Source organism: Streptomyces sp. NPDC059850, from assembly GCF_042731515.1.
Lineage (GTDB): Bacteria > Actinomycetota > Actinomycetes > Streptomycetales > Streptomycetaceae > Streptomyces.
This window is the reverse complement of record NZ_JBHWJI010000033.1, coordinates 81,407-103,196: the sequence shown is the minus strand read 5'-3', so window position 1 is coordinate 103,196 and position 21,790 is coordinate 81,407. Positions and strand designations below refer to the sequence as shown.

23 protein-coding genes are annotated in these 21,790 nt (G+C 73.0%); 6 read left to right on the top strand and 17 right to left on the bottom strand.

Annotated features, from left to right (window positions below):
• Positions 1-747, top strand: a 747-nt coding sequence (locus ACFV9T_RS25770) for an SbcC/MukB-like Walker B domain-containing protein (protein ID WP_385444307.1), incomplete at its 5' end; no start/stop codon positions are given.
• 19 nt (positions 748-766) lie between these two features.
• Here the strand turns inward: ACFV9T_RS25770 and ACFV9T_RS25765 are convergent.
• The 7 genes from ACFV9T_RS25765 to ACFV9T_RS25735 form a co-directional block, all read right to left on the bottom strand.
• Positions 767-1,297: a GNAT family N-acetyltransferase gene (locus ACFV9T_RS25765; protein WP_385444305.1), complete on the bottom strand. Its 531-nt coding sequence runs from the start codon at positions 1,295-1,297 to the stop codon at positions 767-769.
• A 71-nt stretch (positions 1,298-1,368) separates the two neighbouring features.
• Entirely contained in the window at positions 1,369-2,253 is an 885-nt protein-coding gene (locus tag ACFV9T_RS25760) for an ATP-grasp domain-containing protein (RefSeq protein WP_385444303.1), read from the bottom strand.
• A 67-nt stretch (positions 2,254-2,320) separates the two neighbouring features.
• Positions 2,321-4,003: a DUF885 domain-containing protein gene (locus ACFV9T_RS25755; RefSeq protein ID WP_385444302.1), complete on the bottom strand. Its 1,683-nt coding sequence runs from the start codon at positions 4,001-4,003 to the stop codon at positions 2,321-2,323.
• A 111-nt stretch (positions 4,004-4,114) separates the two neighbouring features.
• The gene (locus tag ACFV9T_RS25750; RefSeq protein ID WP_385444300.1) at positions 4,115-5,413 is read right to left on the bottom strand and encodes a GNAT family N-acetyltransferase; all 1,299 of its coding nucleotides are present in this window, start codon (positions 5,411-5,413) and stop codon (positions 4,115-4,117) included.
• A gap of 150 nt (positions 5,414-5,563) precedes the next feature.
• Positions 5,564-6,091 (bottom strand): DUF1990 family protein, encoded by a 528-nt coding sequence (locus ACFV9T_RS25745; protein WP_385444298.1) that lies wholly within the window; start codon positions 6,089-6,091, stop codon positions 5,564-5,566.
• 59 nt (positions 6,092-6,150) lie between these two features.
• Positions 6,151-7,734, bottom strand: coding sequence for an alkaline phosphatase D family protein (locus ACFV9T_RS25740; RefSeq protein WP_385444297.1), 1,584 nt, complete (start codon positions 7,732-7,734; stop codon positions 6,151-6,153).
• 124 nt (positions 7,735-7,858) lie between these two features.
• Entirely contained in the window at positions 7,859-8,605 is a 747-nt protein-coding gene (locus ACFV9T_RS25735; RefSeq protein WP_385444295.1) for an SDR family oxidoreductase, read from the bottom strand.
• A gap of 159 nt (positions 8,606-8,764) precedes the next feature.
• Between ACFV9T_RS25735 and ACFV9T_RS25730 the strand changes: the two genes are divergently transcribed.
• Entirely contained in the window at positions 8,765-9,508 is a 744-nt protein-coding gene (locus tag ACFV9T_RS25730; RefSeq protein WP_385444293.1) for a GntR family transcriptional regulator, read from the top strand.
• A 31-nt stretch (positions 9,509-9,539) separates the two neighbouring features.
• On the opposite strand, the gene ACFV9T_RS25725 is transcribed toward ACFV9T_RS25730, so the two are convergent.
• On the bottom strand, positions 9,540-10,721 hold the full coding sequence (locus ACFV9T_RS25725) for an ROK family protein (RefSeq protein ID WP_385444291.1): 1,182 nt from the start codon (positions 10,719-10,721) through the stop codon (positions 9,540-9,542).
• A gap of 134 nt (positions 10,722-10,855) precedes the next feature.
• Here ACFV9T_RS25725 and ACFV9T_RS25720 point away from each other — a divergent pair, with 134 nt between their 5' ends.
• Positions 10,856-11,275 (top strand): hypothetical protein, encoded by a 420-nt coding sequence (locus ACFV9T_RS25720; RefSeq protein WP_385444289.1) that lies wholly within the window; start codon positions 10,856-10,858, stop codon positions 11,273-11,275.
• A gap of 18 nt (positions 11,276-11,293) precedes the next feature.
• Here the strand turns inward: ACFV9T_RS25720 and mug are convergent, their stop codons facing one another.
• The 3 genes from mug to ACFV9T_RS25705 form a co-directional block, all read right to left on the bottom strand.
• Complete coding sequence (gene mug / locus ACFV9T_RS25715) at positions 11,294-11,848, bottom strand: G/U mismatch-specific DNA glycosylase (RefSeq protein WP_385444288.1); 555 nt, start codon at positions 11,846-11,848, stop codon at positions 11,294-11,296.
• A gap of 30 nt (positions 11,849-11,878) precedes the next feature.
• Positions 11,879-13,312: an adenylosuccinate lyase gene (purB, locus tag ACFV9T_RS25710; RefSeq protein ID WP_385444286.1), complete on the bottom strand. Its 1,434-nt coding sequence runs from the start codon at positions 13,310-13,312 to the stop codon at positions 11,879-11,881.
• A gap of 95 nt (positions 13,313-13,407) precedes the next feature.
• Positions 13,408-14,178, bottom strand: coding sequence for an SGNH/GDSL hydrolase family protein (locus ACFV9T_RS25705; RefSeq protein WP_385444285.1), 771 nt, complete (start codon positions 14,176-14,178; stop codon positions 13,408-13,410).
• Positions 14,179-14,245: 67 nt separating this feature from the next.
• Between ACFV9T_RS25705 and ACFV9T_RS25700 the strand changes: the two genes are divergently transcribed.
• Together ACFV9T_RS25700 and ACFV9T_RS25695 are read left to right on the top strand one after the other, a co-directional pair.
• Entirely contained in the window at positions 14,246-14,458 is a 213-nt protein-coding gene (locus tag ACFV9T_RS25700; RefSeq protein ID WP_385444283.1) for a hypothetical protein, read from the top strand.
• A 149-nt stretch (positions 14,459-14,607) separates the two neighbouring features.
• On the top strand, positions 14,608-14,829 hold the full coding sequence (locus ACFV9T_RS25695) for a hypothetical protein (protein ID WP_039936516.1): 222 nt from the start codon (positions 14,608-14,610) through the stop codon (positions 14,827-14,829).
• A gap of 62 nt (positions 14,830-14,891) precedes the next feature.
• Here ACFV9T_RS25695 and ACFV9T_RS25690 read toward each other — a convergent pair whose 3' ends face one another.
• The 6 genes from ACFV9T_RS25690 to ACFV9T_RS25665 form a co-directional block, all read right to left on the bottom strand.
• Complete coding sequence (locus tag ACFV9T_RS25690) at positions 14,892-15,896, bottom strand: hemolysin family protein (protein ID WP_385444281.1); 1,005 nt, start codon at positions 15,894-15,896, stop codon at positions 14,892-14,894.
• On the bottom strand, positions 15,893-17,257 hold the full coding sequence (locus ACFV9T_RS25685; RefSeq protein WP_385444279.1) for a hemolysin family protein: 1,365 nt from the start codon (positions 17,255-17,257) through the stop codon (positions 15,893-15,895). The genes ACFV9T_RS25690 and ACFV9T_RS25685 overlap by 4 nt, the downstream gene beginning before the upstream one ends.
• A gap of 107 nt (positions 17,258-17,364) precedes the next feature.
• Positions 17,365-17,790: a GNAT family N-acetyltransferase gene (locus tag ACFV9T_RS25680; RefSeq protein WP_385444277.1), complete on the bottom strand. Its 426-nt coding sequence runs from the start codon at positions 17,788-17,790 to the stop codon at positions 17,365-17,367.
• 68 nt (positions 17,791-17,858) lie between these two features.
• On the bottom strand, positions 17,859-18,422 hold the full coding sequence (locus tag ACFV9T_RS25675) for a hypothetical protein (protein ID WP_385444276.1): 564 nt from the start codon (positions 18,420-18,422) through the stop codon (positions 17,859-17,861).
• 12 nt (positions 18,423-18,434) lie between these two features.
• Entirely contained in the window at positions 18,435-19,301 is an 867-nt protein-coding gene (locus tag ACFV9T_RS25670) for a carbohydrate ABC transporter permease (protein ID WP_385444274.1), read from the bottom strand.
• Positions 19,298-20,263 (bottom strand): carbohydrate ABC transporter permease, encoded by a 966-nt coding sequence (locus ACFV9T_RS25665; RefSeq protein WP_385444273.1) that lies wholly within the window; start codon positions 20,261-20,263, stop codon positions 19,298-19,300. The genes ACFV9T_RS25670 and ACFV9T_RS25665 overlap by 4 nt, the downstream gene beginning before the upstream one ends.
• Positions 20,264-20,473: 210 nt before the next feature.
• On the opposite strand from ACFV9T_RS25665, the gene ACFV9T_RS25660 reads away from it, so the two are divergent.
• Positions 20,474-21,787 carry an ABC transporter substrate-binding protein gene (locus ACFV9T_RS25660; protein WP_385444271.1) on the top strand — a complete coding sequence of 438 codons (1,314 nt, stop codon included), beginning with the start codon at positions 20,474-20,476 and terminating at the stop codon, positions 21,785-21,787.
• The last annotated feature ends 3 nt before the right edge of the window (positions 21,788-21,790 follow it).

The window sequence follows — 21,790 nt, the reverse complement described above, 5'->3', positions numbered from 1 at the left end:
CGGGCGCAGGCGCCGCCCGCCGACCTCGCCGCGGCCCGGGCCGCCGCCGACGCGGCCACCCGCGCCCTGCGCGACGCATCGAGCGCCGACGCGGCGGCCCGTACCCGCTGCCAGGACCTGGACGGACTCTCCGCGCGGGCCGTCACGGACGCGCGCACACTCGCCCCGCTGCGCGAGGAGTACGACCGCGTCGCCCGCCTCGCCACCCTCGCCGCCGGGACCTCCGCCGACAACGAGCGGCGGATGCGGCTGGAGGCGTACGTACTGGCCGCGCGGCTGGAACAGGTCGCGGCCGCGGCCAGCGCGCGGCTGCGGCACATGTCCTCCGGGCGCTACACCCTGGTGCACTCCGACGCCCGGACGGGCGGCCGCGGCCGCTCCGGGCTCGGGCTGCACGTCATCGACGCCTGGACCGGCCGCGAGCGCGACACCGCCACCCTCTCCGGCGGCGAGACGTTCTTCGCCTCCCTCGCCCTCGCGCTCGGCCTCGCCGACGTCGTCACGGACGAGGCGGGCGGCGTCCGGCTCGACACGCTCTTCATCGACGAGGGCTTCGGCAGCCTGGACGAACAGACCCTGGACGAGGTCCTGGACGTCTTGGACTCGCTGCGCGAACGGGACCGTACGGTCGGCATCGTCAGCCACGTCGCGGATCTGCGCCAGCGGATCCCGGCGCGGCTGGAGGTGGTGAAGGGGCGCGAGGGCTCGGCGGTGCGCCACCGCACCGCCACCGCCGCCCTGGGGTGACCCCGTCAGGCCGAGCCCGTCAGGCCCGGGTCACGGCGCGCTCGTAGACGTACAGGTCGCCCCGGTCCGCCGTGCGCGAGAAGTCCGCGCGGTGCAGCACCCGCTGGGAGGGGATGTTCCACGGCTCGGTGGTCGCGATGACGGTACGGACCTCCGCCCGCTCCGCGGCCCACTCCATCATCAGCCGCAGCGCACCGGTCGCCCAGCCCGCGCCGCGCGCCGAGTGGGACAGGTCGTAGCCGACCTCCACCTCGTACTCGCCGGGCGCGGGTGGCCCGTGGAAGCCGATGCTGCCGAGGGCGACGCCGTCCTCGGCGCGCAGGATGGCGTAGGTCCCCCAGGGGGACTCGTAGTACCCGGCCGCCGCGGCGCGCGCGGTCATTCCGGCGGCACCGATGGACGCGTCGCCGGGGACGCCGTCGATCCAGTCGAGATCGCCGGGCTTGCCGTCGGCCACGACGGCCGCGTCCCCGGGCGTGTGCTCGCGCAGCGTCATCCGGTCGTTCCGCAGCACGAACCGGCCGTTCTCGTGCGCCTGCTGGTACGCCACCTGGGGCCCTTCCTCGCCTGAGCCACGGCGAGGATGCGCGCGGCCCAGCGAGACTGTACCGGGGTAGCCCCCTAGCGGGCGGCGGCCGTGGTGAGGGCGGTGAACAGGGGCTTGGCCTCGGTGGTCCGCGGCAGGCCGCTGACCTGGGCGTCTCCGGCCTCCACCACGCGCCAGCGGCCGTCCTCGCGCAGGGCCAGGTCCGTGGTGATGAAGCGGCAGGCCAGCTGGCGGACGGCCGGGGCCACCTCGGACAGGTCGGGGGCGGGGGTCAGGCCGGGCGTGTCGGGGTGGGGGCCTATGAGGGCCGGTTCGCCGTCGAGCCACCAGACCCGGGCCTCGCCCACCGGCCGGTACGGCTCGTACGCGCGCAGCACCACACCCCCGGTGAGGTAGTCGCCCTGCAGCTCCACGAAGCGGGCGACGACCGAGGCCAGCCGGGCGGTGTCGGCGAGGTCGGGGACGTAGCACGCCTCCGCCCACTCATGCTTGCGGGACTTGACCCAGTCCTTCACCACCGCCGGACCCGCCCCGCCGAGCCGCGCGGCCAGCCGCGCCAGCGCGCCCGGCGCCACCGCCCGGCCGGGCGGCAGCGGCAGCCAGGCGCTGCGCGGGGTCAGCGGGGCGAAGACCTCGTACCAGCCGGGGAGTTCATGCGCGGTGCGGTACCGCTCGGGCGAGGTGAGCAGGGTGTGGCCGCGGTCGGCGAGGGCGGCGGACAGTTCGGCGTACCGCCCGGCGGACAGCATCCAGCCTCGGTACCAGACGGGACCGGCGTCGCGCTCGCCCCGCGCCACCGCCCGCACCGCGCCCGCCGCGTCCCCGGCGATCAGGGCCTCGTGGTCGACCAGCGCGACCGCCGCCCCGGTCGCGCGCACGGTCCGGGCCTCCTCGGCGAACTCGGGGTCGACACGGCGCGGTGCCAGCGGATCGCGGGAGAAGAGGAAGACGGGACGCATGGAACGGACCCTAAGAAGCGGGGCGGCCGGGGTACAACCCCGGCCACCCCACGAAGGTCCGCGAGGATCAGAGCGCGGACAGCTCCGCCACCAGGTCGTCAAGACCCAGCGACCCCTGGGACAGCGCCGCCATGTGCCACTTCTTGGCGTCGAAGGCGTCGCCGTGCGCCTTACGGGCCGCCTCCCGGCCGGTCAGCCAGGCCCGCTCGCCCAGCTTGTAGCCGATGGCCTGGCCCGGCATGCCCAGGTAGCGCACCAGCTCGCTGTCGAGGAAGTCGGCGGGGCGGCCGCAGTGCTGCCCGAAGAACTCCCGCGCCAGCTCCGGCGTCCAGCGCTCACCGGGGTGGAACGGCGAGTGGCCGGGGATCTCCAGCTCCAGGTGCATGCCGATGTCGACGATCACCCGCAGCGCCCGCATCATCTGCGCGTCGAGGTAGCCGAGCCGCCGCTCCGGGTCGGTCAGATAGCCCAGCTCGTCCATCAGCCGCTCCGCGTACAGCGCCCAGCCCTCCGCGTTGGCACTGACCATGCCGACCGTGGCCTGGTAGCGGGAGAGCCGGTCGGCGACGTGGGCCCACTGGGCGAGCTGCAGATGGTGGCCCGGGACGCCCTCGTGGTACCAGGTCGAGACCAGGTCGTAGACGGGGAAGCGGGTCTCGCCCATGGTGGGCAGCCAGGTGCGGCCGGGGCGGGAGAAGTCCACCGACGGCTGGGTGTAGTACGGGGCGGCCGCGCTCCCCGGCGGGGCGATCATCGACTCGACCCGCTTGACCCGCTCGGCGAGGTCGAAGTGGGTGCCGTCCAGCTGCTCGATGGCCTCGTCCATCAGCCCCTGCAGCCAGACCCGGGTCTCCTCGACGCCCTCGATGTGCACGCCGTGCTCGTCGAGGTGGCGCAGCGCCTCCCACGGGGTGGAGCCGGGCAGGATCTTCTCCGCCTCGGCGCGCATCTCGGCGTGGATGCGGTGGTATTCGGCCCAGCCGTACGCGTACGCCTCGTCCAGGTCCAGGTCGGTGCCGTTCCACATGCGGGACCAGCGCTGGTAGCGCTCGCGCCCCACCACCTCCGGGGCGCCCTCGATGCCCGGGCCGTACACGTCGCGCAGCCAGTCGCGGAGGGCGGCCAGCGCCCCGGTGGCCGCGGCCGCCGCCTCGTCCAGCTCGGCGCGCAGCGCGTCCGGCCCCTCGGCGGTGAAATCGGCGAACCAGCCGCCGTCGGTGCCGATCCACTCCTCCAGCTGGCCGAGGACCGTGGCCACCTGCCGGGGACCTGCGGGCAGCTCGCGCCGCAGCCCTTCGGCGAGCGAGGCGCGGTAGCCCTCCAGCGCGCCGGGGACGGCGCGCAGCCGGGCGGCGATCGCCGACCAGTCGTCCTCGGTGGCGGTCGGCATCACGGTGAAGACGCTGCGCACCGAGTGCAGCGGGGAGTGCAGATTGCTGACCGCGCGCAGCGACTCACCGGCCTCGTGCACGGCGAGTTCGGCGGTCAGCCGCTCCCGCAGCAGCCGCCCGCAGCGCCGCTCGGCGTCACTGTCCGCACCGGGCCGCGCCTCGGCCTCGGCCAGCCGCTCCAGGGTGGTGCGCGCCAGCTCGGCGGCGGCCTCCGCGCCCGTGGGGGAGAAGTCGGGCAGACGGCGTGCGCTCTCGGGAACGCCCAGGAAGGTGCCGGTGATCGGATCGAGTGCGATGAGGGCGTCGACGTAGGTGTCGGCGACCTGTCGGGGCAGCGGAGCGTTCTTGGAATCGGACATGGGGCCATCCTCGTACGACCGGGGGCGCGGCGTCATCAGCGTAGGCATGTCACGCGCCCGCGCCGCCGAGGCGTGGCCGGGACCCGCGCCCGGGCCCCGGCCGACCGCTCATCAGCCGGTCTGCGGGGCAGGGGCAGGGGCAGGGGCAGGCGCCGGGGCGGGAACCTGCGCCGGGTCGAGCTGGGCGGTGATCACGAGCGTGCCCTGCTCGATCTGGTAGTCCAGCGGCAGCCCGAGGCCGCGCATCGCCGCGACCATCCCGGTGTTGGCCGACCGGGTGACCGCGTACACGCATTCGCTGCCCGTCTCGACGGCCATCGCGACCAGCCGCTGCAGCAGCTCCCCGCCGATGCCGCGCCGCTGCCACGCGTCCTCGACGATCAGCGCGACCTCGGTCTCGTCCCCGTCCCACAGCAGATGGCCGAGGGCCACCAGCCGTCCGGAGGTGGTGTACGCGGCGAGGGTGCGGCCGAAGCGCGGGCTGAGCAGATGGTCCAGATAGCGGTCGGCGTCGCCGACCGGGCCGTGGTAGCGCCCGCCGAGCGTGGCGGGCGAGCAGCGCTCGTGCATCGCGCGGGCCGCGGCCACGTCCCGGGTGTCGGCTCGGCGCACGGTGACCTCGTTGCCCTCGGGCAGCGTCAGCACATCGCGGCGGTGCGGCAGCCGGGGGCCGAGCCGGGAGTCCAGTTCGACGAGCGCGCGGGCGCGTGCGAACTCGGTCGGGGTGAACGGCAGATGCGGCCGCTCGATGATGAGCGCCCCGCCGGACGGGTCCCGCAGCCGTATCACGGTCTCCTCCAGCACCCCTTCGACCGGCGGCGTGTCCTCCAGCGGGCGGCCGCCGAGCGAGGTGGCGGGGAGCGAGTGGAGCGTGCAGCGGCCGAGCAACTGGCGCAGCGCCAGCGGCAGTTCGGCGCCGTCCAGCGCGGTACGGGTCGCCAGCGTCAGCACCCGGGTGGGCGCGTCCACCAGATCGTGGGCGTCCGCGCACTCGATCCAGGTGTCGCTGCCGCCCCCGGCGGCGATCGCGCGCCTCAGCTCGTCGACGGGTACGGCGGCGGGGGCGCGCAGCAGGAACTCGTCCACGGTCCCGTCGGCCAGCGGATGGGTCTGCAGCGACAGGATGTCGACCCGGTGACCGGCCAGCGCCCCGCACAGCACGGCCAGGGTGCCCGGCTCGTCCCGTACGGTCGTCCGTATACGCCACAGCGCGGTCGCGGCGTCTTCCTGAGGGGAGTTCTCCGGGGCGCCCGCGGCCTCGGCCGCATCGGTCCGCATGTCGTCCGCGGGCTCCGGTGAGGACTCCGGCACCGGCGGGGCGTGGCCGTGTAGTCGGCGCCACCAGGCGGGCAGCCGCCAGCCGTCACGGAGTCGGGTGGGGCGGTGGTCGGATGTCGCTCGAGGAGTCATGGAAAACAGCCTCGCGCAAGGGTGTTGCGTGATCACAAACGCTCTGTGACCTATGGGTTAAGTGTGCATCTGCTCGCAGAAGCTCATTTTGTCCGATACTAAATGGTCACGCGATCAAGAAGTCGCGCACTCAAGCGGAGGCGGATTCCCCTATCCCCCACCCGCGAGCCGCCGCAGCACCCGCCCGCAGCGGCGCGCGTACGCCCGCTGGAAGAGCGGCACCAGCGGCGCCACCGCCCGGGTCAGCCGCACCGCCGGTCGGCTGAACGCCGTGACCGTCAGCCACACCGAGCCGTCCCGCTCCAGGCTCACCACGAACGACTCCTCGCCGCACTCCGGATGGCCCGGCAGCGTCCCGTACGCGAAGCCGGTCTCCGTTTCATCCGTCACCGTCCACACCACCTCGCACGGTGCGCGAAACCGCAGTGGCCCGACCCTCAACCCCACCACGACCGTCTGCCCCTCGGCAGCGTGCCCCCGGACGCGGACCGTGACCCAGGCCGCCCGGTGCATCCGCCAGTCCAGCACCGCACGCCCCGCGGCCGCGAACACCTCAGGCCCGTCCCCGACCCGGGTCCGCACCCGCAGATGCCCGTACCCGGCAGGCAGCGGCCACCGCCGAGTGGCGCCCACCTCCGGATAGGTGAGGCGGGAGGGCGACGGAACGGAGGAGGCCATGAGCGGTACGGTACGCGTCCCCCGGAAGGGGGCCGCGTACCGTAGCCGACAGGTTCCCGCTACTGGCCGACCAGGCCCGGCTTGAGGGCCTTGGTGTACAGGATCGCGCCGCCCACCTCCAGCAGGCGGACCGTCAGCTCGCCGCTGTCGCCGTCGATCTCCACCTCGCCGTAGAACTGGTAGCCCTCGGCGGGCGAGACGTTCGCGCGGTCCGGGGCCTTGACGAAGGGCTGCTCCGGGCCGAACGTGCCGTCCAGCTTCACCGCCGGGAAGGACCCCGCGTTCAGCGGGCCGGTGACGAACTCCCAGAACGGCGCGAAGTCCTTGAACGCCGCCCGCGACGGGTCGTAGTGCTGCGCCGAGGTGTAGTGGACGTCGGCCGTCAGCCACACCGTGCCGGTGATCTTCTGGTGCTTGATGTGCCGCAGCAGCTCAGCCAGCTGCAGCTCGCGGCCGAGCGGGGCGCCCGGGTCGCCCTGTGCCACCGCCTCGAAGTCGCTGGTCCCGTCCGGGACGACCAGGCCCAGCGGCATGTCGCAGGCGATGACCTTCCACACCGCGCGCGACCGCGACAGCTCCCGCTTCAGCCACTTCAGCTGCTCGGCGCCCAGGATGCCCTGGGTGTCCTCGGGCTGGCGGCCGGGTGAGTTGGCGTCGCGGTACGTACGGCAGTCCAGCACGAAGACGTCGAGCAGCGGGCCGTGGTGCTGCACCCGGTACACCCGGCCGCTCGCGTCCGGCCGCAGGCTGCTGATCGGGAAGTACTCGGCGAACGCCTGCCGGGCGCGGGCCGCCAGCACGTCCACCTTCTTCTCGGTGTAGCGGTCGTCGGCCAGGATCTCGCCCGGGTACCAGTTGTTCACCACCTCGTGGTCGTCCCACTGGGTGATGGTCGGCACCTCGGCGTGGAACCGGCGCAGATTGGTGTCCAGCAGGTTGTAGCGGAAGTTGCCGCGGTACTCGTCCAGCGTCTCGGCGACCTTGGACTTCTCCGGCGTCATGAGGTTCCGCCAGGTCGAGCCGTCGGGCAGCTTGACGGTCTCGGTCAGCGGGCCGTCGGCGTAGATGTTGTCGCCGCTGCACAGGAAGAAGTCCGGGTTACGGCGGCGCATCTCCTCGAAGACCCGGTAGCCGCCCTGGTCCGGGTTGATGCCCCAGCCCTGCCCGGCCAGGTCGCCGGACCAGACGAAGCGCACGCCCTCGCGGCGCTCGGGCACCGTACGGAACGTCCCGTACACCGGCTCGCCGGTGCGGCGCGGGTCCTCCGGGTCGGCGAGCAGCACCCGGTAGTGCACCTGGCTGCCGGACGGCAGACCGTGCAGCGCGGTGCGGCCGGTGAAGTCCGTACCCGGCCCGACCAGCGGCCCCCGCCAGCGGCGCGGGCGCGTGAAGGACTCCGTCGCGGAGGTCTCCACGATCATCCGGGCGGGCCGGTCGGAGCGCACCCACACCAGGCCGGACGACGACGTCACGTTCCCGGTCTGCACGCCCCACCGGGCGCTCGGACGGCCCGACAGCGCCTGCGCGGGCGCCGCCGATGCCACCCCCGACGCCGCGGCGGGCAGCGCCAGCGCCGCGGACGCGGCCGCCGACCCCTGCAGTACTGAACGCCGCCCGATCCCTCTGCCGGATTCCCGCGCCATGGTGGAGCCTCCCGTTGCTCGTAGAACAGCTGTGCAGGTCTGTTGCTATCGGTGCGAGATGCCTCATTCCCGAACGGACAGTAAACAGCAGGCTGTTCCCAGGAGACCCGGCGCGGCGTGGCGGCTACAGACCGCCCGCCACCCGCAGCACCGCTCCCGTCGTGTACGACGCCTCCGGGGAGAGCAGCCACACCACCGCGCCCGCGATCTCGTCCGGCTCGCCCGGCCGCCCCATCGGCACCCGCTCCGGATTCCGCCACGGCCGCTCCGGGTCACCCATCCGCGCGTGGATGTCGGTCAGCGTCATACCCGGCTGGACCGAGTTGACCCGGATCCCCTCCGCGGCCAGTTCCTTCGACAGGCCCACCGTCATCGCGTCCACGGCCGCCTTGCTGGCCGCGTAGTGCACGTACTCCCCGGGGCTGCCGGTCGTCGCCGCGCCGGAGGAGACGTTCACGATGGCGCCGCCCCGGCCGCCGTGCCGGGTGGACATCTCGCGCGCCGCGCGCCGCGCGCACAGCAGGGCACCGGTCACGTTGACGTCCACGACCCGCCGCATGACCTCGGGTGACGTCTCGGTGAAGCGGCCCAAAGGCCCGGTGATCCCGGCGTTGTTGACCAGCCCGGTGACCGGGCCCAGCTCCTCGCGCACCGCGTCGAACATCGCCTCGACCTGCTCCGCGACGCTCGTGTCGGCCTGGACGACGGTGGCCCGTACGCCCTCCGCGCGCACCAGTTCCGCGATCTGTTCCGCGGCCTCCCGCGCCTGCTCGTAGCCGATCGCCACGCTGTGCCCGGCGCGCGCCAGCCGCACCGCCACCGCCGCCCCGATGCCACGGCTGCCGCCCGTCACGACCGTGACCTGGTCCATTGCCTCAGCTCCCGCCCCGTTACGTCCCCGATCGAATGATCATGACGATAGCTGATCGTGCATTGGTCTTGACCAAGTGTGGGCCCCGCCCTATGGTCACATGGATACTGCAACAATCTTTAATAAATAAGCACGCATAAACAGCAGGGGGAGATCAGGGTGGGGACCACGCAGCTCGACTCGGTGCCGGAGCCGAAGTACTGGCATCTGAAGACCGTGCTCAGCGACGCCCTCGACTCGGAGTTCGCGGTCGGGGAGATCCTGCCCAACGAGCGTGAGCTGGCCGCCCGCTTCGGCGTCGCCCGCGCCACCCTCCGGCAGGCCCTCGAACAGCTGGAGCTGGAGGGCAGGCTGCAGCGCCGCCGTGGGGTCGGCACCACCGTCGCGCCGCCGCGCGTCGGCGTGGCTGTCGGGGACTACACCCACACCTGGACCGAGGCGGGCGACGACGCCTGGGCCTGCGTCGACAGCGTCGAGGCCGTGCCGCCCGCCGCGGTCGTGCGGCTCCTCGACACCGACGCCGACGCCCCCGTGCACCGGGTGCGGCGCACCCGGGTGAGCCAGGGCCAGCCGCTCGCCGCCGAGCTGCTGTACGTACCGGCCGCGTCCGTTCCCGGCCTCGCCGCGATCGACACCCCCAGCGGGCTGGCCCGCGCCCGCGCCGTACTGCGCGAGCTGAGCCGCCTGAAGCTGGAGGGCCGGGAGCAGTCGGTGGAGCTGGGGTCGGCGCGGGCGGACGACGCCAAGGAGCTGGACCGGCTGCCCGGCGCGCCCGTCCTCGTGGTGACCACCCGCTACGTCGCGGAGAACCGCACCGCGGCGGTCGCCGTGGCCACTTACCGCGCCGACACCTGCCGCCTCACCTTCGGCGACCAGAGCGGCGTCGAGCTGCTGGCGGGCTGAGCCGACCTGGTCCGGTCCGCTTCTACGGGCCTCAGCGGCGAGCGGTCACCGTGCTGTCCACCGCGAACAGCTCCGCCTCCACATGGTCCAGCGCCAGCCGCAGCGCGCCCGTCGTCACCGCGGCCTCGCCCAGCAGCGACTGGGCGACCTGCGGCGGGCGCAGGCAGTAGCGGGCCAGTTCGTCGCGGAGCGGGTCCAGCATGCCGTCGAGGTCCGCGGCCCAGCCGCCCACCACGACCACCTCGGGGTCGAGCGCCAGCACCAGGGCCGCCGTGTCGTGCACCAGCCGCCGGATGAAGCGGTCCACGGCCGCGCGGGCCCGCGCGTCGCCGTCCCGGGCGAGCGCGAAGACCCGTACGACCTGCGCCTCGTCCAGCGGGTTCAGCGGTTCGCCGGTGGTGGACAGCACCTCTTCGGGGCTCGCCTCGCGGCCCAGCAGATGCAGCGCGCCGATCTCCCCGGCCGCGCCGCCGTAGCCTCGGTGCAGCCGCCCGCCGATCAGCGAACCGGCGCCCGGACTCAGCCCGGCCAGGACGAAGACGACGTCGTCGGAGCCGGTCGCGGCGCCCTTCCAGTGCTCGGCCACGGCCGCCGTGTTCGCGTCGTTCTCCACCAGCACCGGGCACTGGAACGAGCGCCGCAGCCGCTCGCCGAGCGGCAGGCCCGTCCAGCCGGGCAGGGCGGTGCACAGATGGACGGTGCCGTCGGCCTCCACGATGCCGGGGCTGCCCACCCCGACCGCCCGCAGCGAGGGGCGCGCGACTCCGGCGCTCCGGAGCAGTTCCGAGGCGGCGGCCCGCACCCGGTCCAGCCGTTCGTCCGCCGGTGCCTTCTCGGACACCTCGCGCACGGTCGAGCCGAGCGCGCGCCCGTCCAGGTCCGACAGCAGGGCGGCGACCCGGTGCGCTCCTATCTCTATGCCCAGCAGATGTCCGGCCTCGGCGCGGAAGCGGAAGCGGCGCGCGGGGCGGCCCTGGCGGCGGACCCCGCCCTCCTCGGCGGGCACCTCCGCCGCGAGCCCGCTGTCGATCAGCCCGTCGACCACGCCCTCGACGGTGGGCCGGGACAGGCCGGTGGCCAGGGTGAGGTCGGTGAGCGACACGGAGGCGGCGTCCGGCGGCGCGGAAGCGGTGGCGGCGCGCAGCGCCTGCAGCACCACGGCGGAGTTGATGCGCCGCAGCAGGGACGGATCCCCGCCGGTCAGCCGCCCCACGTCGGTCCCCCTCCCACTGAGTGTGTGCCGGATCGTATCTGCTGGGGGCGGGCACGGCGAGCCGCCCGCGAACCCGCGTACGCCTGGCACCTGACGGGCGGCCAGATGTCGGTCCCGGGTTGTTTACTGATGGCATGACCAGTACGGCGGACCACCTGGCCACGATCGACGTTCTGCGCGCCCGGGACTTTCCCGCGCAGCGCCGGGGCCCGGGGTTCCACGTCGCCGACCTCCGGGTGAGCGAGGACTTCTGGGACGCGGACCTGACCCGGGTGGAGGAGGTGCTGGAGGAGTTCGAGGCCGAGCTGAGCGTCCTCGTCCAGGTGCTGACCTTACGGTGGGGCGCCCCCAGCGTCCTCGACCTCGCGGACGTCCTGGAGCGCTCGGCGATGGGCGAGCCGGTGCCGCCGCTGCTGGACGACCTGTGCGGCTATGTGCCCGCGCTGCACCTCTGGCAGGTGGACGGGCGCTGGGTAGGCCTCGGGGTGGGGCAGGGCGACCGGGAGCTGCCGTTCCAGCTGCTGGTGGCGATAGGGGAGCCGGGCGCCGCCTGAGGCCAGCCGTCAGCCGGGTCAGCCCGGGGCCTGCGCGTCCGCCTCGGCGGCGGCGCGCAGCCGGGCGTACTCCTCCGCCATCGCCGCCTTCGTCCAGTGCGCGTTGAGCCCGCTGGGGTTGGGCAGGGCCCAGACGCGGGTGTCCCCGATGGTCCGTTCCTGCGGGCCGATCTTCGCCCGCTTGTCGCCGAACGCGACCCGGTAGGCGGTGACGCCCGCCACCGCGAGCCAGCGCGGCCGCAGGCGGCGGACCTTCTCCTCCAGGATCCGGCCGCCCTCCCGGTACTCCTCGTCCGACAGCTCGTCGGCCCGCGCGCTGGCCCGGGACACCACATTGGTGATGCCCAGCCCGTACGACGGCAGCTCCCCCTGCTCGGAGGGGTGCAGCAGCCGCGGGGTGAACCCCGACGCGTGCAGCACCGGCCAGAACCGGTTGCCCGGGCGGGCGAAGTGGTGGCCGGTGGCGGCGGTCATCAGTCCGGGATTGATGCCGCAGAAGAGGACCCGCAGGCCGTCCCCGACCACATCGGGGACGACGCGGTCGCGGGCGGCCTCCAGCTCGTCGGGGGTCACCGGGGCAGCTCCTCGGGGGTCACCGGGGCGTCAGAGGATCGAGCCCGGTGCGTACGCCGCCGCCTCGGGGTGCTGCTTGGCGATCTCCTCGATCCGGGCGACCACCGCGCCGACCTGGTCGGCGGCCGCGCCCGTGAACGACAGCTTGTCGGCCATCAGGGCCTCCAGCGCCGCCCGGTCCAGCGGAATCCGCTCATCGGCGGCGAGGGAGTCCAGCAGCTCGTTGCGCTCGGCGCCCTGCTCGCGCATCGCGAGGGCGGCGGCGACCGCGTGCTCCTTGATCGCCTCATGGGCGATCTCGCGGCCCACCCCGGCCCGCACGGCGCCCATCAGCACCTTGGTGGTGGCGAGGAAGGGCAGGTAGCGGTCCAGCTCGCGGGCGACGACGGCGGGGAAGGCGCCGAACTCGTCGAGCACGGTCAGGAACGTCTCCAGCAGCCCGTCGAAGGCGAAGAACGCGTCCGGCAGCGCGACCCGGCGCACCACCGAGCAGGACACATCGCCCTCGTTCCACTGGTCGCCCGCCAGCTCGCCGGTCATCGAGGCGTAGCCGCGCAGGATCACGGCGAGGCCGTTGACGCGCTCGCAGGAGCGGGTGTTCATCTTGTGCGGCATCGCGGACGAGCCGACCTGGCCCGGCTTGAAGCCCTCGGTCACCAGCTCGTGCCCGGCCATCAGCCGGATCGTCTTGGCCAGCGAGGACGGGGCCGAGGCCAGCTGCACCAGGGCGGTGACGACCTCGTAGTCCACCGAGCGCGGGTAGACCTGGCCCACCGAGGTGAACGCCTGCGCGAAGCCCAGGTGACCGGCGATCCGGTCCTCCAGCTCGGCCAGCTTCCGGGCGTCGCCGCCCAGCAGGTCCAGCATGTCCTGTGCGGTGCCGACCGGGCCCTTGATGCCGCGCAGCGGGTACCGGCCGAGCAGGTCCTCCAGCCGCCCGTAGGCCACCAGCAGCTCGTCCGCCGCGGTCGCGAAGCGCTTGCCGAGGGTGGTGGCCTGCGCGGCGACGTTGTGCGAGCGGCCCGCCATCACCAGCTCGGCGTTGTCCGCGGCCAGCTTGCCGAGCCGGACCAGCGCGGCGACCGTACGGTCCCGGACCAGCTCCAGGGAGAGCCGGATCTGCAGCTGCTCGACGTTCTCGGTCAGGTCACGGGAGGTCATGCCCTTGTGGACGTGCTCATGACCGGCGAGGGCGTTGAACTCCTCGATGCGGGCCTTCACATCGTGCCGGGTGACCTTCTCGCGCTCGGCGATCGAGGCGAGGTCGACGTCCTCCAGGACCCGCTCGTAGTCGGCGAGGGCCGCGTCCGGCACCTCGATGCCCAGATCCTTCTGGGCACGCAGTACGGCGAGCCACAGCCGCCGCTCCAGCGTCACCTTGTACTCGGGGGACCACAGGACGGCCAGCTCCGCGGAGGCGTAGCGGCCGGCCAGGACGTTCGGAATGCGCGGCTTACCAGTCACGTGCACAGAGTCTACTGGCCGTATCCCCAGGCCAGACCGGTGCCCACCGGTCCGGCCCGACCGGCGCCCACCGGCCTGCCCCGGTCAGCCCCCGGTCAGCCCTCGTACGGCAGGAGTTCGCCCCGCTTCGGCGCCCGGCCGTCGCCCGAGGAACGGCCCGTCAGCCGCCGGACGATCCACGGGCCCAGGTGCTCGCGGGCGAACCGCGCGTCCGAGGTGCGGCGGGCGAGCCAGCCCGGGCGGACCGCGGGGGGCAGCGGCGCGTCCCAGTCCCCCTCCGGCTCATGGCCCAGCGCCTGCCAGACGGCCTCGGCGACCCGCCGGTGCCCCTCGGCGTTCAGATGGAGCCGGTCGTCCGCCCACATCCGGGGATCGCCGACCGCCTCGGAGGCGAACACGTCCACGACCAGCGCGTCATGCCGTGCGGCCAGCTCGTCCACGAAGGAGAACAGCTGCTCCATCCGCGGCTGGAACCGCTCGAACACCGGGCCACGCCGCCCGGGGCTGCGCATCAGCACCAGCGTCTTGCAGCTGGGCGCGAGCCGCTCGGCCGCCTCCTCCAGGAGGCCGCACACCCGTCCGACGTCGCATTTCGGCCGCAGGACATCGTTCCCGCCGCCGACCAGCGTGACCAGGTCCGCGCCCATCGCGGCCGCCGGTCCCGTCTGCTCGTCGACGATCTGGCCGATCAGCTTCCCGCGCACGGCGAGATTGGCGTATTGGAATCCGGGGGTCCGGGCCGCCAGGCGGGCGGCGAGGAGATCCGCCCAGCCGCGGTAGCCGCCGTCCGGGAGGACGTCGGACATGCCCTCGGTGAAGGAGTCGCCGACCGCGACATAACTGGTGTAGGTGGTGTTCGTCTGCATGGCTCGGGCGATCTTATCCGGTGCACGCGGGCTGCGCGGAGGCCGAGGCGCGCGCATCATGAGCCGCATGGCGCTGACCCACATCTACTTCGAGGGCGGCGCCCGGAACGGGACGACGGCGAGCTGGAACCTCGAACCGGGCGCGGACATCTACGACGACAACATCTTCCGGCCGCCCGAGCTGTACCGGCGGACGGACCGCACGAAGGTGATCGGGCACGTCGAGTACGTCGTCTTCCGCTACGACCCCACGGCTGCCCGGCCCCGCGGTCGGCCTTGAGCGGCCCCGCCCGGGTATGGCCGGGAACGTGCGGCGGGGGCGGCGCGCGGATGCGAACGGGTCGCTCGGTTGGGCGGAGCAGGGTTCCGGACGGCGCCGAGTAGGGCAGTCTGGTGCCCGTGGATGCCTTTGAATGCGACCGAACGACGATGGCGATCGTCGCTGCCGCCCTCGCCGACGACGGTGAGGGTGCCGCGGCCCTGCTGGAGCCGCTGGAGACGCGCGACGTATGCCGGGTCGCCGTCCGGCTCGCCGCGATGGCCGCCGACGCGCTGCTGGCCGTGGCCGAGGAGGGCGGCGGCGGACGGGAGGAGGCCCTCGCCCACTGGCAGGCGTGCATCATCGCCCATGAGTCCAGACGGGACCAGTGACGGCCCGGTTCCGCCGCTTCCCGTCACGCCGCCTCGGTACGCGCGCCGCCTCGGCGCGCTCGTCACGCCACCAGGAGGCGCAGCACATCCTCCATCGTGACCAGCCCCTCCAATCGCCCCTCCGCGTCGATCACGGGCGCGAGATGGGTTCCGCTGTCGCGCATCGCGGTCAGCACGTCGTCCAGCGGCGTCTGGGACCGCACCCGGGCGACCGGCCGCAGCTGATCCGGGCGGAACGGAACATCGCGCGGATGTTCGTCCAGCGCGTCCTTCACATGCAGATAGCCCAGGATCTGCCCCGCGTCGTCGATCACGGGGAAGCGGGAGAACCCGGTTTCGGCCGACATCCGCTCCAGCTCCTCGGGCGTCACCCCGAGCCGTGCCGAGACCACCCGGTCCAGCGGCAGCACCACGTCCCGCACCGGCCGCCGCCCCAGCTCCAGCGACTCCCGCAGCCGCTCGGCACCCCGGTCGTCCAGCAGCCCGGCCTGGCTGGAGTCCGCGACCATACGGGCCAGTTCGTCATCCGAGAACGTGGCCGTCACCTCGCCCCGGGGCTCGACCCGCAACAGCTTCAGCAGACCGTTGGCGAACGCGTTGACGGAGAAGATGACCGGGCGCAGCGCCCGCGCGAGCGCCACCAGCGGTGGCCCGAGCAGCAGCGCGGTACGTACCGGCTCGGCCAGCGCCACGTTCTTCGGCACCATCTCGCCGACCAGCATGTGCAGATACGTCGCCAGGCTCAGCGCGATCACGAACGAGATGGGATGGATCAGCCCGAGGGAGAGACCGGCCGCGTGGAACAGCGGCTCCAGCAGATGCGCCATGGCCGGTTCCGCGACGGCGCCCAGCACCAGCGTGCACAGCGTGATGCCGAGCTGGGCCGCGGCCAGCAGCGCGGACACGTGCTCCAGCCCCCACAGCACGGCCCGCGCCCGGCGGTCGCCCCGCTCGGCGTACGGCTCGATCTGGCTGCGCCGCACCGAGATCAGGGCGAACTCGGCGCCCACGAAGAACGCGTTCGCGACCAGCGTCAGCAGGCCGATCAGCAGCTGTACGACGATCATGGTCCGGCCCCGCCGTGGTCCCGGCCCTGGTCATCGCCGTGGTGATGGTGGTGGTGGGGGAGCGGGGCGTGCAGCCGGACCCGGGCGGCGCGGTGACCCGCCGCGTTCACCACCTCCATCCGCCAGCCCTCCGGCTCGACCGTGTCGCCCACGACCGGGATACGGCCCAGCGCGGCCGCGATCAGCCCGGCCAGCGTCTCGTACGGCCCCGGGGGCACCCGCAGCCCGATCTGCTCCAGCTGATCGACCCGGGCGGCGCCGTCCGCGTCGTACACCGCCCGGCCCTCGGCGTCCTCGCCCGCCGGGGCCAGGTCGGGGGTCTCGTGCGGGTCGTGCTCGTCGCGTACCTCGCCGACCACCTCCTCGACGATGTCCTCCAGGGTGACGACACCGGCCGTGCCGCCGTACTCGTCGATGACCACGGCCATGCTGCGCATGACCGAGAGCCGGTCCAGCAGCCGGTCCACGGTGAGCGACTCGGGGACCAGCATGGCCTCGCGCATCAGCTCGGACACCGGGTGGCGCGGCCGCGCCTCGGCGGGGATCGCCAGGACGTCCTTGATGTGCACGATGCCCGCCACCTCGTCCAGGCTGTCGCGGTGCACGGGGAAGCGGGACAGCCCGGTGGCGCGGGTCGCGTTGGCGACGTCCTCGGCGGTGGCCCGTACGTCCAGCGCGATCACCTGCACCCGGGGCGTCATCACGTTCTGCGCGGTCAGCTCGCCCAGGTTGAGGGTGCGGACGAACAGCTCCGCGGTGTCCTCCTCCAGCGCGCCCTCCTTCGCGGAGTGCCGGGCGAGCGCGATCAGCTCCTGCGGGCCGCGCGCCCCGGCCAGCTCCTCGGCGGGCTCCAGGCCCATCCGGCGCACCAAGCGGTTGGCGGTGTTGTTGAGGTGGGCGATCAGCGGGCGGAAGGCCGCGCTGAAGGCGCGCTGCGGGGTGGCGACGGCCCGGGCGACCGGGAGCGGGCGGGAGATCGCCCAGTTCTTGGGGACCAGCTCGCCGACCACCATCATCACCACCGTCGACAGGGCGGTGCCGATGACGAGGGCCGTGGTGTGGGCGACGGAGGGGGACATTCCGAGCGCGCCGAGCGGCCCGCCCAGCAGCGCGGCGATGGACGGCTCGGCGAGCATGCCCACGACCAGGTTGGTGACGGTGATGCCGAGCTGGGCGCCCGAGAGCTGGTACGTCAGGCCGCGCACGGCCTTCAGGGCGCTGTCCGCACCGCGCTCGCCGCGCTCCACCGCCCGGTCCAGCTCGCTGCGCTCGACCGTGGTCAGCGAGAACTCCGCCGCCACGAACGCGCCGCATGCGAGCGCCAGCAGGAGCGCCACGGCCAGGAGGAGGACTTCGGTCATGGGGTCACCTCCGTCCCATGATCCGGCAGGGCCCGGAGGAGCGCGCGACGGGAGCCGCCGCGCACTCTCATCGTAAAGCGGCGGCACAGCGCCGTGCGGGCGTCGCCTCAGGGCGTCAGCGGCTTCACCCAGCGGCTCCACTGCGGCTCCCGGGCGTACCCGGCCGCGCTCCACGCGTGGTGGGCGAGCGCGTTCTCGTCGAGCACCATGGCGTCCCCGCGCCGCCCGCCGAGCGCCGCGAACCGCTCCTCGGCCGCCGCGAGCAGCGCGGTCGCCACGCCCCGGCGGCGCTGGCCGGGGTGGACCGCGAGCCGGTACAGATGGCAGCGCCAGCCGTCGAAGCCCGCTATGACGGTCCCGGCGAGCGCCCCGTCCCGCTCGGCCAGCAGCAGCGCCTCGGGGTCCCGGCTGATCAGCCGGGCCACCCCGTCCCGGTCGTCGCTGATGCTCGTACCTTCCGCGGCCTCGCGCCAGAAGGCGAGCACGGCGTCGGCGTCCGAGGGGGTGGCATGGCGGATATGAAGATCGCTCATGGGGCGAGCCAAGCAGAGCACCGGCCCGTCCGGCGACCCGTTTTTGTGAGGTCAGGAGGGGCGCGAGGTCAGGGGGTACGGGGGTCGAGAGGGCGCCAGGTGTCGGTGGCGGTCGCGGCGAGCGCGAGCGGGCCGAGGACGACCAGCAGCAGTACCGGCGACATGGTCAGCAGGACCGCCGCTGCGGCCGTGGACCCGGCCAGCAGCACCGGTACGAGCGGCTGCCCCGGCACCGACCGGAACGCCGAGGCGAGGACGGCCCGCCAGCGCACCCCGTCCCGCCAGGCCGCGGCGCACCGCAGCCCCAGGGCGGCGAGGGCGGCGGTCGCGACGGCGAAGGCCGGACCGGCGCCCGGCCCGCCGTGGGCGTCCAGGGCGAGCGCGTCCAGCCACAGCAGCGCCAGCACCCCGGCGGGGGCGAGCCAGACGGACGGCCCCGAGCGCAGCACCCGGCGCAGCGCGGCCAGGAAGTGGCGTGGTGTCACGCCCGGCCCGCCGTGCGCCTGCTCGCGCAGCACGGTGCAGCCCGCCACCAGGGCGGGGTAGGCGGTGACCACGGGCAGCGAGGCGAGCAGCAGGAACACCCCGAGCAGCAGACAGTCGGCGAACGGCGCGAACCAGAAGCGGCGCATCGGCCCGGCCCCCTATCCCTTGAGCCCGGAGGTGTGCACGCCCTCGACCAGCAGCCGCTGGAAGGCGAGGAAGAACAGCAGCACGGGCACGAGGGTGAGCACCGACATCGCGAACATCGGCCCGAACGCGGCGCTGCCGGACTGGTCGACGAACATCCGCAGGCCCAGCTGCAGCGTGTAGTCCTTCGGGTCGGCGAGGTACATCAGCTGGGAGAGGAAGTCGTTCCAGCTCCAGATGAACGAGAAGATCGTCGTGGTCACCAGGGCCGGTTTGAGCAGCGGCATGATGACGTGCCAGAAGGTGCGGTACGGCCCGCAGCCGTCGATGACCGCCGCCTCGTCCAGTTCGCGCGGCAGCGAGCGGATGAACTGGACGATCAGGAAGACGAAGAAGGCCTCGGTGGCCAGGAACTTCGGCAGGATGAGCGGCAGGAACGTGCCGACCATGCCGAGCTTCTGGAAGATGATGTACTGCGGGATCAGCACGACGTGCATCGGCAGCATCAGCGTCCCGATCATCACCGCGAAGTAGAGCCCGCGGCCCCGGAAGCGCAGCCGCGCGAAGGCGTACGCGGCCAGGGAGCAGGACACCACGTTGCCGAGGACCGCGCCGGTGGAGACGAGCAGCGAGTTGCCGAACAGCCGCCACAGTGTGATGCCGCTGATCCCCTCGGCCGCCTTGGTGTAGTTGCCCGGGGTGAAGACCTCCGGGACGGGGCTCAGATTCGAGATGATCTCGGTGCCGGACTTCACCGACGCCGTGACCAGCCACAGCACCGGATAGAGCAGTACGAGGCCCAGCGCCACGCACACGAGGTGCCACACCGCGGAACGCACGCGTGGGGTGGTGGCGGGGGCCGGGGACGTCGCGGTCGTCATGACGTCTCCTCCTGTCCGTAGAAGACCCACAGCCGGGAACTGCGGAAGACGAGGAACGTGACCAGGGCGATGACGGCCAGCAGGACCCACGCCATCGCGGAGGCGTATCCCATGTGGAAGTTGGTGAAAGCCTGTTGGTACAGGTACAGCGAGTAGAAGAGGGTCGAGTCGGACGGCCCTCCGGTGCCGTTGCTGACCACGAACGCGGAGGTGAAGGACTGGAAGGAGTGGATGATCTCCATGATCAGGTTGAAGAAGAGGACCGGCGTCAGCATCGGCAGCGTGATGGAGAAGAAGGTGCGCGTCCGGCTCGCCCCGTCGATCGAGGACGCCTCGTACAGCTCCTTCGGGATCTGTTTCAGCCCGGCCAGGAAGATCACCATGGGTGCGCCGAACTGCCAGACGGTCAGCATGATCAGCGGATACAGGGCGTAGTCCGGGTTGTCGGTGAGGCCGCCGATCTCCAGGCCGAAGAAGGCCAGCGAGCGGTCGGTGAGACCGCCGGTGGCGAACAGGGACCGCCACACCAGGGCGACACTCACGCTCGCGCCGAGCAGTGACGGAGCGTAGAACGCGGCGCGGTACAGGCCGACTCCGCGGCTTGCGCGGTTCAGCAGCAGCGCCACGGCGAGCGCGGCCGCGAGCTTGAGCGGCGCGCCGATGAGGACGAACTTCAGGGTCACGCCCACCGAGGTGAGGAACCGGTCGTCCTCCAGCATGTAGCGGTAGTTGGCGAGCCCCACCCACTGCGGCTTCGAGAAGAGGTCGTAGTCGGTGAACGACAGATACAGCGAGGCGAGCATCGGGCCGAGGGTCAGGACGACCGCGCCGATCAGCCAGGGCGCCAGGAAGACATGTGCCGACAGCACCGATGAACGGCGGCGGCGCCGCGCCAGGGCGACGGCGTCGGCGACACCGCCGGGGCGGGGCAGGGGACGGGGCGGTGCGGTCGCCTGGGCCATGCGTGCTCCTCCGAGGCGAGGGTGGATGACGGCGGCAACGGTTGCACGGGAAAGCGCTTGCGGCAAGAGGCGGGCGCGGTTGAACTTTTCCCTGATGATTAGGTTCTTGACATTGACTGAGTGCTGCACGCAAGCGTAATTTCCGGCTCAGCCTGAAACAGAGTGGCAACGTTTGCAGCCACTCCTCCGCCAGCAGAGTGAAGGGCCGCGATGTCCGCAACACGCCGTCCCCCCACCCCCGTCTCGCCCTCGCGCCGCCGACTCCTCACCTCGCTCGGCGCGCTGGGCCTGGGCGCCGCCACCGCCGGGTGCGCCACCGCGCGGGCCGCCGACGACGACACGGTGACGCTCGACTTCCAGTGGTGGGGCGCCGACGATCGCAACCTGGCCACCGCCAAGGCGCTGCGGCTCTTCGAACGCCGCCATCCGAAGGTGAGGGTGTCGGTCTCCTTCACCGGCTACGACGCCTACTTCCAGCGGCTCGCCACCCAAGTCGCGGCCGGTGGCGGCCCCGACGTGCTGCAGATGGACTACTACCAGGCGCGGGCGTACGCCGACTACGGACTGCTCGCCGACCTCGGCGGCCCCGAGTTCTCCGCCCTCTCCCTGGACCAGGTGCCCGCCGCCTATGTGAACGCCAACCGCCTGGGCGGGAAGCTGTACGCGGTCCCGACCGGACTTGTGTCACAGGCCCTGTTCGTCGACCCGGCCCTCTGGCGCAAGGCGGGCGTCGGCCTGCCGAAGAAGGGCTGGACCTGGGACGACCTCCTGCACGACGTCGGCCCCGCCGTGAAGCGGGCGGTGCCGGGCCGAAGCCCGCTCACCGACTTCGGCGGCTACAGCGAGTGCTTCAACGTCTGGCTCGCCCAGCGCGGCAAGACGATCTACAAACCCGATACCTCGCTCGGCTTCACCACGGCCGATCTCGCCGGGTTCTGGGAGCTGACCTCGCGGCTGCGGGACCAGGGCATCTTCACCCCGCCCCACATCACCGCCTCCTACGACGGTTCGACGGAAAGCTCTCCGATGGTACGGAAGCTCTCCACCGCCGAGTTCAAGCTCACCTCCACGGTCACGCCCTACTTCGAGGCCTACGGCGAGGTCGCCGCCGTGCCGTTCCCCACGGTGTCCTCCGGCGCCCCGCTCGGGCTGACCGCAGGGGCCGGGATGATGTGTGTCCAGCAGCGCAGCCCGCACAAGCGGGAGGCCGCGCTGCTGCTGGACTTCCTGCTCAACGACCCGGGGGCGGGCCGCGCGCTCGGCGTCGTACGCGGCCTGCCGCCGAACCGGCCGAACCTCGACCGCCTCGCGCCCGGCTTCACCAAGGGCGACCGCATGGTCTACGAGTACGTCACCGCGTACGAGAAGGACTTCGCGCCGGCCCCGCTGCCGCCGCCCGGCTCCGACGAGGACAAGCTGGAGTTCGAGAGCGTCTACCAGGACGTGATCTTCGGCAAGCAGAGCGTACGGGCGGCCGCCGCCCAGATGATGGAGAAGTTCCACACCACCGTGCCGCAGGGCTGAGCC